Genomic DNA, 16,674 nt, shown 5'->3' on the forward strand with positions numbered 1-16,674 from the left:
ACCGTTTGCTCAGACCCGCACGAGCGGATCGGGGACCTCACCCTCGCGGATGGGGCATCGGGTGCGCGAGTAGATCGTCGGCATGCAGAGGTTGCAGTGCACACACCGGGACGTCTTGGTCGGATCGGCCTGGATACGCAAGGGCAGATCGGGCTCACGCAGCAGCGCACGACCCATGGCGACGAAGTCGAATCCCGCCGCCATCGCTGTCTCGATCGAGGCGCGATCGGTGATGCCGCCGAGCAGGATCAGCGGCATCCGGACCGCCGCACGCAAGTGTCGGGCCAGCGGTAGCAGATAGGCATCGTGGTAGTCGTAGTGCTTGAGGAACATCGGACCCATCGCCTTGAGTCCCAGGCGCATCGCGCCGCTGAAGGCGTCGGCGAACTCCTCGCGCGGCGCATCTCCGTGGAAGAGGTACATCGGGTTGAGCAGTGAACTGCCCGCGGTCGGTTCGATCGCGTCGAGATGGCCGTCGGACTCCAGCAGTTGCGCCACCGCGCAGGCCTCGTCGATGTTGAACCCGCCGAATCGACTGCTGTGCCCGGGGCCAGGCGCGCCCACGCCGTCGTACATGTTGAGTTTGGCCCACACCGCGGCCTCATCGCCGACCTCGTCGCGCACCGCCTCCATCACCTCGCGGGCGAAGCGTGCTCGGTTCACCAGCGACCCGCCGTAGCCATCCCGGCGATGATTGAGCATCGGCGACAGGAAGCAGCTGATCAGATAATTGTGGCCGCAGTGGATCTCGAGGCCGTCGAAACCGGAGTCGACCGCGATCCGGGCGGCACGGCGGAAGGTGGCCACCATCTCGGTGATCCCGGCGGCATCGAGCTTGCGGGTGACCGACATCCCCATCGGGGCCGGGATGCGCGACGGTCCGAGGGCCTTGCGTCGATTCGACACCGAATTGGCGACCGGGCCGGCGTGCCCGAGTTGCGCGGCGGCCAGCGCGCCCTCGGCATGGATGGCGTCGGTCAGTCGGCGCAGGCCGGGCATCGCCTCATCGCGCAACCAGATCTGATGACGGTCGGTGCGACCCTCGGGAGCGACGGCGCAATACGCGACCGTCGACATCGCCACCCCGCCGGCAGCGACCTGCCGATGGAACTCGATCAGGTCGTCGGTGACCAGCGCGTCGGGTGTGGCGCCCTCGAACGTGGCGCACTTGATCAGGCGGTTGCGCAGAGTCAGCGAGCCCAGGCGGGCGGGTGCGAACGGGTCGGGGCCGACGGGATCGGGCGCGGTCATGGGAGCTCCTCGGTTGCGGTGGGCCGGGTGGACGCGGAGAGACCGGCGACCACGAAGTCGCGGAGTGTGACGATCGCGGCGGGTGACTGGGCATGGTCACCGCCGAACTGCGCCAGGATCAGGCCGAACGCCAGTCCCCAGCGGCGTCGTGCCTCGACGTCGGAGATGCCGCCGACGAGGCGACACAGCATGCCGGACCACCGGTCGAGCTGGAACCACGGCTGCGTCCAGTAAGCCTGCGGATGTGTGTGGACGAATCGATCCAGCAGTTGCAGGTGCAGGCGTCCCACCGGCTGGGCCGCGATGTCGACGAAGGGGCGCAGGATCTCATCGACGAGGTCGGCGACCGTCGATCGGTCCGGGTCGAATCGGTCCAGCGGATCGGCCCAGTGCGGAGCCATACGGTCCTCGAGGAGTTCGACGGCGAGTCGGTCCTTGGACCCGAAGTGGTAGTGGACGGCCGCCGGGTTCGCGTGGGCGTGCGCGCAGATGGCCCGCACCGAGACCTGCTCGTACCCGTCGGTGAGGAACAGCGATTCCGCCGAGGTGAGGAGGGCGGTGCGCGTCGTCGCGCTGCGCGAGAGGGTATTGGGCGCCATGACGTCGATGCAAGCACAGTTCCATCACTGATTCAATCAATGATGGAAATCAGTCGGAAGGAGAGTCCTTGGGCGATTCCGCGAGTCGGCGGCGATGGCGCGGGTCATGTCGGGTGGCGCGTGTCGTCGACGATTCGCGCCACCCGACACGATCAGGGTTGTCGGAATCGACCCGCGGGAACGGGAAAGTTACCCCCGGGTACGGGGACGCCCTGCGGCCACGACATGGTCCGACGTAGGCTGGCAGGCGTGTCTGAACACTTTCAAACAGTTGTCCTGGGTGCAGGTCCAGGTGGGTATGTGGCCGCGATCCGGTCCGCCCAGCTGGGCATGAAAACCGCCGTCATCGAAGAGAAGTACTGGGGCGGCGTCTGTCTCAACGTTGGATGCATCCCATCCAAGGCGCTTCTGCGGAACGCCGAGTTGGCCCACATCTTCAACCATCAGGCGAAGACCTTCGGCATGTCCGGCGACGTCTCGTTCGACTTCGGCGCGGCGTTCGACCGCAGCCGCAAGGTGTCGGAGGGGATCGTCAAGGGCGTCCACTTCCTGATGAAGAAGAACAAGATCACCGAGATCGACGGGTACGGGAAGTTCAAGGACGCCAAGACCATCGTCGTGGGAGATCGGGAGATCACCTTCGACAACGTCATCATCAACACCGGCTCGACGGTGAAGCTGCTGCCCGGCGTCGAACTGTCGGACAACGTGGTCACCTACGAGACCCAGATCCTGACCCGTGAGCTGCCGAAATCGATCGTCATCGTCGGTGCCGGCGCCATCGGTATGGAGTTCGGCTACGTGCTCGCCAACTACGGCGTCGACGTCACCATCGTCGAGTTCCTCGACCGGGTGCTGCCCAACGAAGACGCCGACGCGTCCAAGGCCATCGCCAAGGAGTACAAGAAGCTCGGCGTCAAGGTGCTGACCTCCACCAAGGTGCAGTCCGTCAAGGACAACGGCGACAGTGTGACCGTCAGCTACAAAGACGCCAAGGACAACGACGGTGATATCACCGTCGACAAGGTCCTCATGTCCGTCGGTTTCGCCCCGCGTGTCGAGGGCTTCGGCCTGGAGAACACCGGTGTCAAGCTGACCGATCGGGGCGCCATCGACATCGACGACTTCATGCGCACCAACGTCGACGGCATCTACGCAATCGGCGACGTCACCGCCAAGCTGATGCTCGCGCACGTCGCCGAGGCCCAGGGCGTCGTCGCGGCGGAGACGATGGCCGGCGCCGAGACCATGACGCTCGGCGACTACCGATTCATGCCGCGCGCCACCTTCTGCCAGCCGCAGGTCGCGTCGTTCGGACTCACCGAGGCCCAGGCCAAGGACGAGGGGTACAACGTGAAGGCGACGACCTTCCCGTTCAGCGCCAACGGCAAGGCCCAGGGCCTCGGCGAGACGGCCGGTTTCGCCAAGCTGCTGACCAACGCCGACACCGACGAACTGCTCGGCGGGCACCTGGTGGGCGACAATGTCTCGGAGATGCTCCCGGAGATGACCCTGGCCCACAAGTGGGATCTGACCGCCAAGGAGCTCGCTCGTAACGTGCACACCCACCCGACGCTGAGTGAGGCGCTGCAGGAGACCTTCCACGGCGCGATCGGGCACATGATCAATTTGTAGGTTCGTGTAGCCGGGTTGGGATTCGAATCGTGTCGAGTTTCGAACCGCGGCGGGTTTCGAACGGCGGCGAGTTTCGGATCGTGTCGAGAGAACCCGAAATTTCGCCGAGAGAACCCAGATTTCCGTCGAGAGCATCTGTTTCGTGGGCGGGCTGGGTTCTCTCGACGAAATTTCGGGTTCTCTCGACCGCCGTGCTGGGCGCGTTCTGTGCGTGAGCTTCCGAATGCCGTGCTGGGGCCCACCCGTGGGTGAGCTTCCGACCGCCGTGCTGGACCCTCCCGTGGGTGAGCTTCCGATTGCCGTGCTGCGAGCGTCACCCATCCGGTCCCTGAGGAGCGAGCTTGCAAGCGTCACCCATCCGGTCCCTGAGGAGCGAGCTTGCGAGCGTCACGAAGGGCCCACCCGTGCGTGAGCTTCCGATTGCCGTGCTGGGGGCATCGGATGGGTGAGCTCGCCCGCGAGTGGGCGCCCGGCTTCGCGCTCGATATCCGGGCGACCGTCGGGCTGCATCGTCGGGGGTCCGGGGACCCGGCGTTCACGTACGCGCGCGACGGATCGGTATGGCGCGCGGTGTACACCCCCGACGGGCCGGGCACCCTGACCATCCGATCGGACGGCACGACGATCGCCGCCCGTGCGTGGGGGCCGGGCGGCGAGTGGCTACTGGAACAGATGCCCGACTTTCTCGGTGCATCCGACGACCCCGGGGCCCTCCGACCGCGTGATCCCGTCGTCGAAGCGCTCGTGCGTCGGTCCGACGGGCTCCGCATCGGCCGCACCGACCGCGTCTGGGAAGCACTGGTGCCCGCCATCCTGGAACAGAAGGTCGTCGGCCGGGAGGCCTGGCGTGCGTGGCGATATCTGTTGCGACGCTTCGGTGAACCGGCTCCCGGTCCGGTCCCGGACACCATGCGGGTACCACCGCCGCAGTCGGCGTGGGCGCGGATCCCGAGTTGGGACTGGCATCGCTCCGGTATCGAACCCGTGCGGATGCGTACGATTCGTGGCGCCGCGACGATGGAGGTGGAACGCCACCCCGACCACCTGCGTCTGCTCCACGGCGTCGGCCGATGGACCGAGGCGGAGACCCGATCGCGTGCCGTCGGCGACGCCGACGTCGTCAACGTCGGCGACTATCACATCCCGAAACTGGTCGGCCTCACCCTGATCGGCGAACCCGTCGACGACGACGGCATGCTCGAACTGCTCGAACCCTATGCGGGACAACGGCAGAGACTCATCCGGATGATCGAGCTACACGGCGCCCGTCCGGAGCGTCACGGCCACCGGATGTCGGTCCGCGACTACCGGGACATCTGAGCCGCGCTCAGGCCGTCTTGGTTGCCAACAGGTACTGTCCCTGGCCGGTGATCGTCTGCTCGACGTGTTCGGCCCCGGCGGCCCGAAGGCGGTCGATGATCTCGTGCCTGTCGAAGATGTGATAGCCCGACAACTCGGCGACGGTGCGTACGCCGGGAAGCGCTGCGAGATCGGTACTGACCGACGTGAAGATCGCGATCTCGCCGCCCGGTCGGGTCACCCGCACGAGCTCGTCGACCACAGGCAGCGGGTCAGGGATGAGGTACAACGCGGCAAGGCAGGTTACGGCGTCGAAGACGTTGTCCGCGAACGGGATCGCATGGGCGTCCGCACGGATGAAGGTCGCCCGCGACGTCGCGTTCGTCTCGGCGGCCTTTGACAGCATCGCCGGTGAGTAGTCGATTCCGATACACCGGCCGTCACCGGTCAGGCCGTCGGCGAATCGTCGCGTGTAGTTACCTGGACCGCACGCGACGTCGAGCATCAACCTTTCGCCCGGGCGCGACAGGTATGCGGTCAGCGCCCGGTCGAAGTCCGCCGTCCCCGTGCCGCCCAGGCTGAACAGTCGGGTGAACACCGGCCGCCAGAGGTCCTCGTACACATGCGAGAACACCGCGTTGTGCATCATCCGCTGAGCAATCGAATTCACAGTGATCCCCCCAGAACCCGGTGTCCTCGATCAGACCCGGGTGTCGCGCTCGACCCGCAATGTGCCGATCGTCGTCGCCAGCATGTCGTATTGACCGACCAGGAGCACGAACTCGACCAGTCGTGCATCGTCGAGGTGGCGCCGCAACGCCGACCATGTCGCGTCGGAGATGTCCCGGGTGCCGACCAACTCATCCGCGGCCTTCAGGAGGGATCGTTCGCGGTCGCCCCATCCCGCGTCCGGGCCTTCCAGTACGCGGTCGAAGATCTGCCCGGTGATACCGGCACGCGCGCCCAGTCGACGGTGATGATCGAGTTCGTAGGCGCAGTCGCGCAGGTGGGCCACCCGGATGATGATCATCTCGGTTTCCTTGCGCGACAACGAACCAAATGGCATCAGCCGCGCACCGAAGTGCAGCCATCCGCGGAACAGGCCCCTCGCCCGTCCCAGGGTGGAGAAGATGTGTGCATCGTCGACCCCGATGACGCGGGCGGCTGCGCGAGCGAACAGCCAGTTGAACGGACCGAGGTCACCGAAGCCGCCCGGTGTGACTCGAGGAGTGCTCATGAGGCCACGGTAGACTACCTGAACTATGACGAGCACCACACCACGTACGTTCACCAGTGTCGAGGAAATGAAGGCAGCCATCGGGGAGGACCTGGGCTCCGGTGAGTGGATGGAGATCGACCAGGAGCGGATCAACGCCTTCGCGGATGCCACCGGCGATCACCAGTGGATCCACATCGATCCCGAACGGGCGAAGGACGGGCCGTTCGGCGCGACGATCGCCCACGGATATCTGACGCTCTCACTTCTCCCGGTTCTGGCAGGCGGCATCTTCACCGTCGAGGGCCCCAAGCTGGTCATCAACTACGGGCAGAACAAGGTGCGCTTCCCCAACCCGGTCAAGGTCGGCTCGCGGATCCGTTCCAACGCTGTCATCAAGTCCGTCGACGAGACCCCGGCGGGCGTCAGCATGGTCGTCACGAACACCATCGAGATCGAGGGCGTCGACAAGCCCGCCTGCGTCGCGGAGAGCGTCCGCGTCATGGTCTACTGACCTGCCTCGGGGTGCCCTTCGTGACGCATCCTCGCAGGCTCGGAGGCTCCTCAGGGACCGGGTGGCGGATTCCGATGTACGTCGCCGACTCTTGAGCCAGGGACGTGTGCTTTCCCGTTCGCTGAGGAGCCCCGGAGCTTGCGACGGTGCGTTGCCCACCGATCCCTGAGGAGCCCCGGAGCTTGCGACGGTGCGTTGCCCACCGATCCCTGAGGAGGTCCGGAGCGCTAGCGGAGGACCGTCACGAAGGGCCCCTTCGTGACGCACCGTCGGATCACTTCGCCGGGCATCCGTTCTGCGCCGGGTGTCCGGCGAGGCGGTCCTCGAGCCACTTCATCGCGTCGGGGAACGCCACGAAGACGGTCGTCATGTGTTCGCCCGGGTACTCGCGGTAGGTGGCATCGGTGCCGAGCCGGCATTGCTCATCGAACAGATCGCGGGCCTGGCTCGCCGGAATCCACCACTCCTCGGCGCCGTGGTAGATGAACTCCGGCATGGCCGACTTCATCCCGGCCATCCTGGTGACCTCGAAGATCTTCTCCGCGACCGGCGAATGGTAAGGGTCGGGGTCGTTGGAGAGCGCCTGGGTCGGCACGAACGTGGCGCCGAAGTTACCCATCGTCCCGGTACACAGATTCTTGAAGAAGTCGTTGGACGCCAGCCAGCGCGCCACGTTGTTGGCCATCGGAAGCAGTTCCGGCCGCTCACGGGCGATGCCCAGGATCGCCGCGTGGTAGACACCGGTCGCGAGATTGGCGTTCATGCTCGCCGCGAGTACCCGGTAGTCGGCGGGGACGCCGCCGATCGCGGCGCCCACGAATCGGCCGGCCACGTCGGGCGCGTACGAACTCGCGAGCTTGGTGGTCGCGTTGGTGGCGATCGCGCCTCCGGAGTAGCCGAGCATCCCGATCGGACCGCGGCCGAAGTTGCGCTTGTCGTACGAGGCCGCAGCACGGACGGCGTCGAGCACGACGTGCGCGGCGACGTATGGCTCGGCGTAGGCCATGCGCGGGCCGGTGTGGTCCGGAACGATCACCGCATAACCCTTTTCGAGCGAATCCTGGGTGGTCGGCGGGTTCAGATCGGTGTTGTTCGTGTCCCCGCTCTTGCCATGCGAGAGCGTGTACCCGGTGGTGCAACGGGTGCCCAACGCGACGATCGGCGGGTTGTTCACCATGACCGGCCGGGCGCCGGGGCCCTTCCACGGTGTCGGGGGCACGAACAGGGTGGCGGTGCCGAAGATCGGGCGGTCCGCTGCGTCGCGGGTCGCGAACTTGAGCTGACGTGCGTAGCCGACCTTGACCTCCAGCAGCGGTGCCGCGACCGAGGCGACATCACGGGTCTGCAGGATCTCGCCGGGTCGATGCTGTGCCAGGTCGGCCGGCCAGTGATCGAAGAAGGAGTCACCGGTGGGGGACGGCATGACCGCTTCACGGAATTCCTGGAGCTCGCGCGATGCCCCTGGCGTCACCGCCCGAGCCGGTATCGACTTCAGTTGGGGAACCGGGGGCGGAGGCACCATCGAATCGACCTGGTTGGGGAACTGTGCCGGGGCCGGCCTCAGATTCGGCGGTTCGGCGAGGGCGGTGCCGGTCCCGATGGTCGTGGCGGCGGCCAACACCGCGATCAACGACGTTCGCAGCATCGTTCTGACGGACTTGGACGGCCGCGCCGGCATCGGTGACTCCTCAGTGCTGTAGCGAGTCTCCGGACGCGTGCCGTCGATCCGACAGCAGTTGTCCGAGTTTTCACTTCTCAAACATTTCTCGAAGGATTCTAAGCGCGCGCACAGACAACTGCCGCGTGGGTGCCGACTGGGTCAGATGTATTAGTACGTTTGGTCTAACGTCAACCGCGCGGGGTTCATTGGCATTCGTTGGGCGCCGGGATGCCGCGTAGCCGCTGGTCGAGCCAGTCGAGTGCCCCCGGGTATCCAAGGACGGCGGCAGACAGGTGCTCACCGAACACCTCGCGATATGCGGCGCTTCCGCCGAGTCGGCACTGCCGGCGGTACAGCTCTCGCGCGCCGGCGGCCGGGATCCACCACTCGTGGGTGCCTTGGTAGATGTACAGCGGCACCACCGACCGGAGATCGGCCATCGTGGTCACCCGGTAGATGTGCTCGGCGACGGGGGAGTGAAACGGGTCAGGGTCATTCGACATCAACTGCATCGGCCAGAAGGTGGCGCCGGCCAGTGCGGTCGGCGTGGTGCAGACGTTCTTCAACGGCGAGGTGGCGAACCACTGTCCGAAGTGATTTGCCATCGTGAGGATCTCGGGTCGTTCGCGGGCGATGCCGAACGTCGCCGCATGGAACAGGCCGGTGGCGAGATTCGCGTTCATGCTGCCGACCAGCATGCGGAAATCGGCCGGTACGCCGCCGAGTGCGGCCCCGACGACACGGTCGGCCAGTTCCGGTGCGTAACTGCTCAACAACTTCGTCGCGCCGTTGGTGGCGATGGCACCACCTGAGTATCCGGTCATGGCGATTCGCGAGGCCCCGAACGACTTTCGATCCAGGTTCGTCAACGCTCGGATCGCATCGAGCACGACATGGCCGGCGACCACCGGCTCGGCGTAGGCCATCCGAGGGCCCTGATGGTCGGGGATCAACACCGTGTATCCACGGGTCAACGCGAGTTGAGTGGTCGGCGGGATCAGGTCGGTCATATTGGTGGCGATCGAGAAACCGTGTGCCAGTGTGAAACCCGGATCGCAGGCGGTGCCGAGTGAATCGATGGGCAGATTGTTGACGACGATGGGACGTGGGCCGCGGAAAGTCGTGCGGCTCACCAGGACGGTCGCGGTGCCGAACGACGGGTTGCCGGTGGCGTCGGTGCTGCGGAACTTGATCAGCCGCGCGTAGCGGATGGGTGCGGTCACCACTGGTGCGGCCGTGACGGTTACGTCGCGGGTCGCGATGATCTGGCCCGGGGAGCGCGCCGCGAGGTCATCGGGCCAGCGGTCGAACATGGGGTCTCCGGTCGGCGACGGGAGAATGGCCTCTCGCAATTCCTGGATGCGGTGGTCGAATCCGTGTGCCTGCGCCCGTAGCGGGATTCGTTCCAGATGCGGGACCGGTGCTCCCGGGAACGCGTCGTTGATGGCGGCCGGCACCTGCGCCGGAACGGGCAGCATGTTGGGTGGATCAGAGGCCGCGGGAGGTGCTCCGATCGTAGTGGTCAGTGCCGCCACCATGGTGCACGTCACCACTACGCCGAGGGTGGCCACACCACCCCGGAATCGCAGGGCCGCAAGGTAAGAGCGTGTCCGCGTCATTGCGCACTCCCTCTTCAGGGGTGAGGGGAATCCCCGATGACCTCCTCACTGCACGCAGCGTACGACCATTTTCAGGTCGATTGACCGGGACGAGCGACCCACTGGTCGAACTGTGATGTATTTGTGACGTGTGTTACCAGAGTTGTGATCAGCTCGTCATGTATGGCGATACGGTGCTGCGGTGTTCGTTGATCTGCAGCGCGGCACCGAGCGCCGGAAAGGCGCGCTGCGGACAGTTCTGGCGCTCGCACACCCGGCAGCCGGCGCCGATCGGTGTGACAGTGGCCTGCGGGCCGATCTCGAGGCCGTCGGAGTAGATCACCCGACCCGCGTGGCGCAGTTCGCATCCGAGTCCGATCGCGAAGGTCTTCCCGGGTTGTCCGTAGCGCGCCGCCCGACGTTCCACGGTGCGGGCCACCCAGAAATAGTCACGGCCATCGGGCATCTCGGCGATCTGGGTCAGAATCTTGCCCGGGGAGGCGAAGGTCTCGTAGACGGCCCACAGTGGGCAGGTGCCGCCGCTGGACGAGAAGTGGAATCCGGTGGCCGACTGTCGCTTCGACATGTTGCCCGCCCGGTCGACGCGGACGAACGACCACGGGATACCGCGCAGATTCGGTCGCTGCAATGTCGAGAGGCGGTGGCAGATGGTTTCGTAGGACAGCGAGTAGAACGCTGAGAGGCGCTCGATGTCGTAGCGGAAATCTTCTGCGGCGCCGTGGAACTGGCGGTAGGGCAGGACGGCTGCTGCGGAGAAGTAGTTGGCCAGGCCGAGCAGTGCCAGCGATCGCGCGTCGTCGCTCGTGAAGTTTCCGTCGTCGGCGAGTTTCTCCAGAAGGTCCCGGTATTCGAGGAAGCACAGCTCGGTGGCGAGTTTCATGGCGCGTTGACCGGCGGACAGCGCGGCGGAGAACTCGAGACGTCGGGTCTCCGGATCGAAGCGGTGCAACGTGTAGTCGCCGAGGTCGACGCGGCGCACGATGCTGACGCCGTGGACGTTCTCCAACCGGTTGGCGATCTCGCGGCGGATATCGCCCGAGTGCATCCGCATCCGGTCGGTCATCTCCTCGGCCGCGATGTCGAGTTCGTGGATGTAGTTGCGCCGCTGATAGAAGTAGTCGCGCACCTCTTCGTGCGGTGCGGTGATGGCGCCGCGCATGCTCCGGTCGCCGCGTTCATCGGTGGCGGCGGCCAGCTGATCGGTGGCGATCCGGTAGCGCTGGTGCAGGTTGACCATGGCCTGCGCGATCTCCGGGTGTGCGGCGACGACGGAACTGATCTCGTGGGCCTCGATGGCCGCCGGCGGCGCCTCGACGTCGTCGTCGAGCAGCACCTCGCGCAGTTCGGCGACCAGGCGCACGTTGTCCTGCGTGTCGAAGAACTCCTCATCGATGCCGAAGACCTCGGTGATCTTCGACAGCACGGGAACGGTCAGCGGCCGCGCGTCGTGCTCGATCTGGTTGAGATACGACGGTGAGATGGCCAGCGACTGGGCCAGGGCCACCTGCGACAACCCGCGTTCCGAACGGAGCTGGCGCAGTCGAGAACCGACGTAGGTCTTGGTCATGGCAACCTCCACGTCCAGGGTACGGTGACCGCGTGCGAGTCATGGCGCTGCGTCGACGGGGGGAGTCGAGTCGACGTGCGGGCTCGGTTCGGGGTCGTGCCGGCGGCGTGGTCACCGCGATGGCCGTGGCGATGGCGATGGTCTCCGGGTGCGATGTGGGGCCGACCAGCGGGGCCGGGTCGTCCATGTCTGCGGTCCCGGCGGATCTCCTGCTCAGGCCCGATCAGCTCCCGGGCGGATTCGCCACGACGCAGTTGTCGGTCGCCGAGCTCGTGGCCGGCAATCAGGCGCCCATCGATGTGGCGAAGGCGGCCGCGGTCGCCCCGCCGGAGTGCCGGCCGACTGCCGACGCCGAACTCAATCCGCAGCTGACGGCCGCCAACTCGGCGGTCATCGCGGCACGCACCGACTCCGCCTCCCTGGTCGAGCTGGTGACGAGTGCGCGCCGCGACATCGAGTCGGACGTGCGGGTCAGCACCGGCCGCTGCGCGACGACGACCACGGTGGTCGGGAGCGGCAGTATGCGAGGCGCCCACATCGTGACCCGGTACACCGAACTGCCCGAGGCCGTCCGCGAGTCATCGGCGGTCGACCTGTCGCTGCTGCTTCGCTCGGAGGTCACGACGACGCTGCCCGATGGCGCCGCCACCACACAGGTGGGCTACGCGGCGTACGCCGCTGTCGTCGACGACGGCGCTCAGCCGATGACCGTGCAACTCACCGCCGCGGGCTCTGCGACACCTGCCGCCGACCCGCCGACCGCACCGTCTCCACCGATGAGCGACGCGACGTTCACGGCCTTGTTCGGTGATGCGGTGGCCGCCGCCACGCGCTGAGCGACACCCGGCCACGGAGTGAAAGCCGTCACATATTCGGCGACTCGGCACCGGGGTTTGGTTTCTCGATCGCAATCCGGGACGCCGCTCGCGAGAACCGGTAGGCTGGCAAAAACGCAGTACGCGCGTACTTTTTGGGATGCGAACCCACAACTTTCGCATCCGATGATTCGCAAAATTTGCAAAACCACACCGAAATATGGCCCGATTTTGCATCTCTCAGGGGTTGGACCAGCGTGTTTGTCGTATGGCACCCTTGTCTCAGACACCGCCGGATGACGCGGATTTGTTCGCACAATTTGCGCCACAGATTCTCGTCGCGAGAGCTCTGTCTGTCAGCAGACCGTCCCGGGCGCCACCGGGGCGAAGCAGGACAACGAAAGCGAAGTAGGCAATGAGCAACGTCGGAAAGCCACGTACCGCCGCCGAGATCCAGCAGGATTGGGACACCAATCCGCGTTGGAAGGGCATCACCCGCGACTACACCGCCGAGTCGGTCGCCGAGCTGCAGGGCTCGGTCGTCGAGGAGCAGACCCTCGCCCGCCGCGGCGCCGAGATCCTCTGGGACGGCGTCACCAAGGGCGACGGGAGCTACATCAACGCACTCGGTGCACTGACCGGTAACCAGGCCGTCCAGCAGGTCCGTGCGGGCCTCAAGGCCGTCTACCTCTCCGGCTGGCAGGTCGCCGGCGACGCGAACCTCTCCGGGCACACCTACCCCGACCAGTCGCTCTACCCGGCGAACTCGGTGCCGAGCGTTGTGCGTCGTATCAACAACGCGCTGCTGCGTGCCGACGAGATCGCCCGCGTCGAGGGCGACGACTCGGTGGACAACTGGGTCGTGCCGATCGTCGCCGACGGTGAGGCCGGCTTCGGTGGTGCACTCAACGTCTATGAGCTGCAGAAGGCCATGATCGCCGCGGGCGCCGCCGGTACCCACTGGGAGGATCAGCTCGCGTCGGAGAAGAAGTGTGGTCACCTCGGTGGCAAGGTGCTCATCCCCACCCAGCAGCACATCCGCACCCTGAGCGCGGCCCGTCTGGCCGCTGACGTCGCCAACGTCCCGACCGTGGTCATCGCCCGCACCGACGCCGAGGCCGCAACCCTCATCACCTCGGACGTCGACGATCGCGACAAGCCGTTCGTGACCGGTGAGCGCACCGCCGAGGGCTACTACCACGTGAAGAACGGCATCGAGCCCTGCATCGCGCGTGCGAAGTCGTACGCCCCCTATGCGGACATGATCTGGATGGAGACCGGTACCCCGGATCTCGAGCTCGCCCGCAAGTTCGCCGAGTCCGTCAAGTCCGAGTTCCCGGACCAGCTGCTGTCCTACAACTGCAGCCCGTCCTTCAACTGGAGCAAGCACCTCGACGACAGCACCATCGCCAAGTTCCAGAACGAGCTGGGCGCCATGGGCTTCACCTTCCAGTTCATCACGCTGGCCGGCTTCCACTCGCTCAACTACGGCATGTTCGACCTGGCCTACGGCTACGCCCGCGAGCAGATGACCGCCTTCGTCGACCTGCAGAACCGCGAGTTCAAGGCAGCCGATGAGCGTGGCTTCACCGCCGTCAAGCACCAGCGTGAGGTCGGCGCCGGCTACTTCGACAATATCGCCACCACCGTCGACCCGACCAGCTCGACCACCGCGCTGAAGGGTTCGACCGAGGAAGGCCAGTTCCACTAGGAGCTGATCCGCCTCTCCGGAATTTAGCGAGCTGTCAGGCGGTCCGCGGCTATCGCTGCGGGCCGCCTGCTGGCATATCGGCGGGTTTGCCCGTACCCCTGCAGGGTTACCCGCATCTCGCCGGATCTGTTGTCACGTAAGCATTTCAGGAGCGTTCATGGCCAGCGAGAAGATCTCCCGGGTGGGCGTCGTCGGTGCGGGACAGATGGGGGCCGGGATCGCCGAGGTGTGTGCACGCGCGCACGCCGATGTGCTGGTCTATGAGTCCACCCGCGAACTCGCCTCGGCAGGTCGCGCTCGCATCCTGCGATCGTTGGACCGTGGTGTCTCGAGCGGCAAACTGACCCAGCGGGAGCGTGAGCAGGCCTCGGGTCGCCTTCGGTTCACCTCTGACCTCGGGGATTTCGCCGACCGTCAACTCGTCTGCGAGGCCGTCGTCGAGGACGAGGCGGTCAAGACCGAGATCTTCACCGAGCTCGACAAGATCGTCACCGATCCCGACGCCGTGCTGGCCTCCAATACGTCGTCGATCCCGGTCATGAAGCTGGGCATGGCCACGGCCAATGCCCATCGGGTGATCGGCCTTCACTTCTTCAACCCGGTACCGGTGCTGCCGCTCGTCGAGCTCGTCACCACCCTCATGACCACGCCGGAGGTCACCGAACGGGCAGAGGCCTTCGCCCATGACGTGCTCGGCAAGCAGGTCGTCCGGTCGGCCGACCGCTCCGGCTTCGTCGTCAATGCCCTCCTGGTGCCGTATCTGCTGTCGGCGATCCGTATGGCGGAGAGCGGTTTTGCCACCGCCGAGGACATCGACAAGGCGATGGTCCTGGGCTGCGCACACCCGATGGGTCCACTGAAACTCGCCGACCTCGTCGGGCTCGACACCGTGAAGGCCATCGCGGACAAGATGTATGAGGAGTTCAAGGAACCCCTCTACTCGCCGCCGCCGTTGCTGCTGCGCATGGTGGAGGCGGGCCGGATCGGCAAGAAGGCCGGTCGCGGTTTCTACCACTACGGCGAGAACGGCTCGAATCGCTGAGCTCAGCGCACCTGCGTTGGTCGCGCGGCCGCATCGAGCCGCCGGCCCGGCCCGCCCCCGTTCGCATGCGGCGCCACACCCGCCCGTTCGCCGGGCGGTCTTTGTCATCTGTGTAGACAACAGATCAACGAGACGTGACATCTCCCACCTGCGCTAGCACTCTGCTTGCATTTGCTAGCAAGACGTGGATACTGGTTAGTGGAACCAAGGAAGCGGCACCGAAAACGCCGTCGACATGGACGACACGTCGGATGGCCCGTGGGGTGGCCATCCGGTAACCCGGCGCCGCAGCGTTCAACGCCGCAGCGCAATTGGTGACCAACACAATCAACCGCACATATGACTTGAAGGAGTTAGCTGTGAGCGAATCGACACGCACGCTGGCCAACCCGATCTACGCCGCCGTGGGCGCAGGTGACTACGTCGTCACCCAGTTCAACGACATCATCGCGCAGCTGCGCGAGCGCACCGAGGCCGCGACCGAATCCGCGCAGGCCCGTCTCGAGGAGACCCGGGGCACCGCGCAGGCGCGCTTCGAGGAGACCAAGACCACCGCGCAGGCGCGCTTCGAAGAGACCAAGACACGCATCAACTCGCTGCCCGAGGACGTTCCGGCCGGCATCGAGGAGCTGCGCGGCAAGATCAGCACCGAGGAACTGCGCAAGGTTGCCGAGGGCTATCTCGACACCGCGACCGAGTTCTACAACTCGCTCGCCGAGCGTGGCGAGGAGACCGTCGAGCGTCTGCGTCAGCAGCCGGTCGTCCAGGAGAACCTGGGTCGCGCGGAGAAGTACTACAACGAGGCCGTCGACCTGACCGAGGACGCTCTCGGCGTCGTCTCCTCGCAGACCCGTGGGGTCGGCGAGCGGGCGGCCAAGCTCACCGGCATCGTGAGCAGCAAGGTCGAGGACGTCGCCGCCGACATCGAAGAGGCCGGCGAGACCATCAAGAGCGAAACCGCTGACGTCGCCTCCGAGATCGGTGGCGCCGCAGGCACGGTCGAGGCGAAGGCTCGTACATCCAATGCGTCGCCGGCCAAGAAGGTCGCGGCCGCCAAGAAGGCTCCGGCCAAGAAGGCTCCCGCCAAGAAGGCTCCGGCCAAGAAGGCGACCAGCTGACCTGAGATAAGTTCTCGGTAAAGATCATTCGACCCCGCTCGCGCCACCGCGAGCGGGGTCGAATGCTGTCCGGGGTGCGTCAGCGGGACGGTGAACGGATGGTCAGCACGGCGGTGGCGCCGTCGTCGCTGCGATAGGTGTGGTCGGAGTCGCTGAGCCATCGCAACGATTCGCCCGGCTCCGCGTGTGCCTCGAATCCGGCCGGTCCGGCGGTGAGAATCCCGGTCACCACGAGCACGTGCTCGCTCACGCCCGGCCCGTGGGCGGGCGAGACGCGGGTTCCGCCGGGCAACACCGTCAGCCAGAAGACCTCGGTGGTCGAGCCGTCGGCGTGATGCTCCACATGCAGCAGTTGCGCCCGGAGGTGCTCGCCGCTGCCCTCGGTCCCGGCCTCCTCGCCGAGCAACGCGGTCAGCGGGACGCCGAGCGGGCCTGCGACGGCGTACAGCGTGTCGAGCGTCGGATTGCGCTGTCCGGTCTCGATCTCGGACAAGGAGCCCTTGCCGATGCCGGCACGTCGCGCGAGCTCGGACAGGGAGAGCCCGCGGTCGTTACGCAACGCGGCGATGCGATTGCCGACGGCTTGTCGGCGTCGTTCGACACTCACTCTGGACGCTCTCACTCTCGT

Annotated in this window: 15 protein-coding genes; 7 read left to right on the top strand and 8 right to left on the bottom strand. The window is 66.2% G+C overall.

What is annotated here, in order from left to right; genetic code table 11:
* Positions 1-9: 9 nt before the first annotated feature.
* Both ACVT6V_RS08030 and ACVT6V_RS08035 read right to left on the bottom strand, forming a co-directional pair.
* A complete protein-coding gene (locus ACVT6V_RS08030; RefSeq protein WP_489899280.1) occupies positions 10-1,251 on the bottom strand; it encodes an oxidoreductase in 1,242 nt (413 codons plus the stop codon).
* Positions 1,248-1,850: a TetR/AcrR family transcriptional regulator gene (locus ACVT6V_RS08035; RefSeq protein WP_489899281.1), complete on the bottom strand. Its 603-nt coding sequence runs from the start codon at positions 1,848-1,850 to the stop codon at positions 1,248-1,250. Before ACVT6V_RS08035 ends, ACVT6V_RS08030 begins: the two co-directional genes overlap by 4 nt.
* A gap of 225 nt (positions 1,851-2,075) precedes the next feature.
* On the opposite strand from ACVT6V_RS08035, the gene lpdA reads away from it, so the two are divergent.
* Positions 2,076-3,485, top strand: a complete 1,410-nt coding sequence (gene lpdA, locus ACVT6V_RS08040; protein ID WP_489899282.1) for a dihydrolipoyl dehydrogenase — start codon at positions 2,076-2,078, stop codon at positions 3,483-3,485.
* A gap of 441 nt (positions 3,486-3,926) precedes the next feature.
* Complete coding sequence (locus ACVT6V_RS08045) at positions 3,927-4,805, top strand: DNA-3-methyladenine glycosylase family protein (protein ID WP_489899283.1); 879 nt, start codon at positions 3,927-3,929, stop codon at positions 4,803-4,805.
* Positions 4,806-4,812: 7 nt separating this feature from the next.
* On the opposite strand, the gene ACVT6V_RS08050 is transcribed toward ACVT6V_RS08045, so the two are convergent.
* On the bottom strand, positions 4,813-5,454 hold the full coding sequence (locus tag ACVT6V_RS08050; protein WP_489899284.1) for a class I SAM-dependent methyltransferase: 642 nt from the start codon (positions 5,452-5,454) through the stop codon (positions 4,813-4,815).
* Positions 5,455-5,484: 30 nt separating this feature from the next.
* Positions 5,485-6,021, bottom strand: a complete 537-nt coding sequence (locus tag ACVT6V_RS08055) for a carboxymuconolactone decarboxylase family protein (protein ID WP_489899285.1) — start codon at positions 6,019-6,021, stop codon at positions 5,485-5,487.
* A gap of 25 nt (positions 6,022-6,046) precedes the next feature.
* Between ACVT6V_RS08055 and ACVT6V_RS08060 the strand changes: the two genes are divergently transcribed.
* Entirely contained in the window at positions 6,047-6,514 is a 468-nt protein-coding gene (locus ACVT6V_RS08060; RefSeq protein ID WP_489899286.1) for a MaoC family dehydratase, read from the top strand.
* Between the two features lie 274 nt (positions 6,515-6,788).
* On the opposite strand, the gene ACVT6V_RS08065 is transcribed toward ACVT6V_RS08060, so the two are convergent.
* The 3 genes from ACVT6V_RS08065 to ramB form a co-directional block, all read right to left on the bottom strand.
* On the bottom strand, positions 6,789-8,192 hold the full coding sequence (locus ACVT6V_RS08065) for a lipase family protein (protein WP_489899287.1): 1,404 nt from the start codon (positions 8,190-8,192) through the stop codon (positions 6,789-6,791).
* A 185-nt stretch (positions 8,193-8,377) separates the two neighbouring features.
* Positions 8,378-9,793: a lipase family protein gene (locus ACVT6V_RS08070; RefSeq protein ID WP_489899288.1), complete on the bottom strand. Its 1,416-nt coding sequence runs from the start codon at positions 9,791-9,793 to the stop codon at positions 8,378-8,380.
* A gap of 148 nt (positions 9,794-9,941) precedes the next feature.
* Positions 9,942-11,360 carry an acetate metabolism transcriptional regulator RamB gene (gene ramB / locus ACVT6V_RS08075; RefSeq protein WP_489899289.1) on the bottom strand — a complete coding sequence of 473 codons (1,419 nt, stop codon included), beginning with the start codon at positions 11,358-11,360 and terminating at the stop codon, positions 9,942-9,944.
* 41 nt (positions 11,361-11,401) lie between these two features.
* On the opposite strand from ramB, the gene ACVT6V_RS08080 reads away from it, so the two are divergent.
* The 4 genes from ACVT6V_RS08080 (at position 11,402) to ACVT6V_RS08095 (ending at position 16,046) form a co-directional block, all read left to right on the top strand.
* Positions 11,402-12,196, top strand: a complete 795-nt coding sequence (locus tag ACVT6V_RS08080; protein ID WP_489900744.1) for a hypothetical protein — start codon at positions 11,402-11,404, stop codon at positions 12,194-12,196.
* A gap of 394 nt (positions 12,197-12,590) precedes the next feature.
* Entirely contained in the window at positions 12,591-13,886 is a 1,296-nt protein-coding gene (aceA, locus tag ACVT6V_RS08085) for an isocitrate lyase (protein ID WP_489899290.1), read from the top strand.
* Between the two features lie 157 nt (positions 13,887-14,043).
* Positions 14,044-14,928 (top strand): 3-hydroxybutyryl-CoA dehydrogenase, encoded by an 885-nt coding sequence (locus ACVT6V_RS08090; RefSeq protein ID WP_489899291.1) that lies wholly within the window; start codon positions 14,044-14,046, stop codon positions 14,926-14,928.
* Positions 14,929-15,287: 359 nt separating this feature from the next.
* The gene (locus tag ACVT6V_RS08095) at positions 15,288-16,046 is read left to right on the top strand and encodes a heparin-binding hemagglutinin (RefSeq protein WP_489899292.1); all 759 of its coding nucleotides are present in this window, start codon (positions 15,288-15,290) and stop codon (positions 16,044-16,046) included.
* 79 nt (positions 16,047-16,125) lie between these two features.
* On the opposite strand, the gene ACVT6V_RS08100 is transcribed toward ACVT6V_RS08095, so the two are convergent.
* Complete coding sequence (locus ACVT6V_RS08100) at positions 16,126-16,653, bottom strand: helix-turn-helix domain-containing protein (RefSeq protein ID WP_489899293.1); 528 nt, start codon at positions 16,651-16,653, stop codon at positions 16,126-16,128.
* Positions 16,654-16,674: the final 21 nt, after the last annotated feature.

The sequence above is a fragment of the Gordonia sp. LMA167 genome (assembly GCF_058130025.1).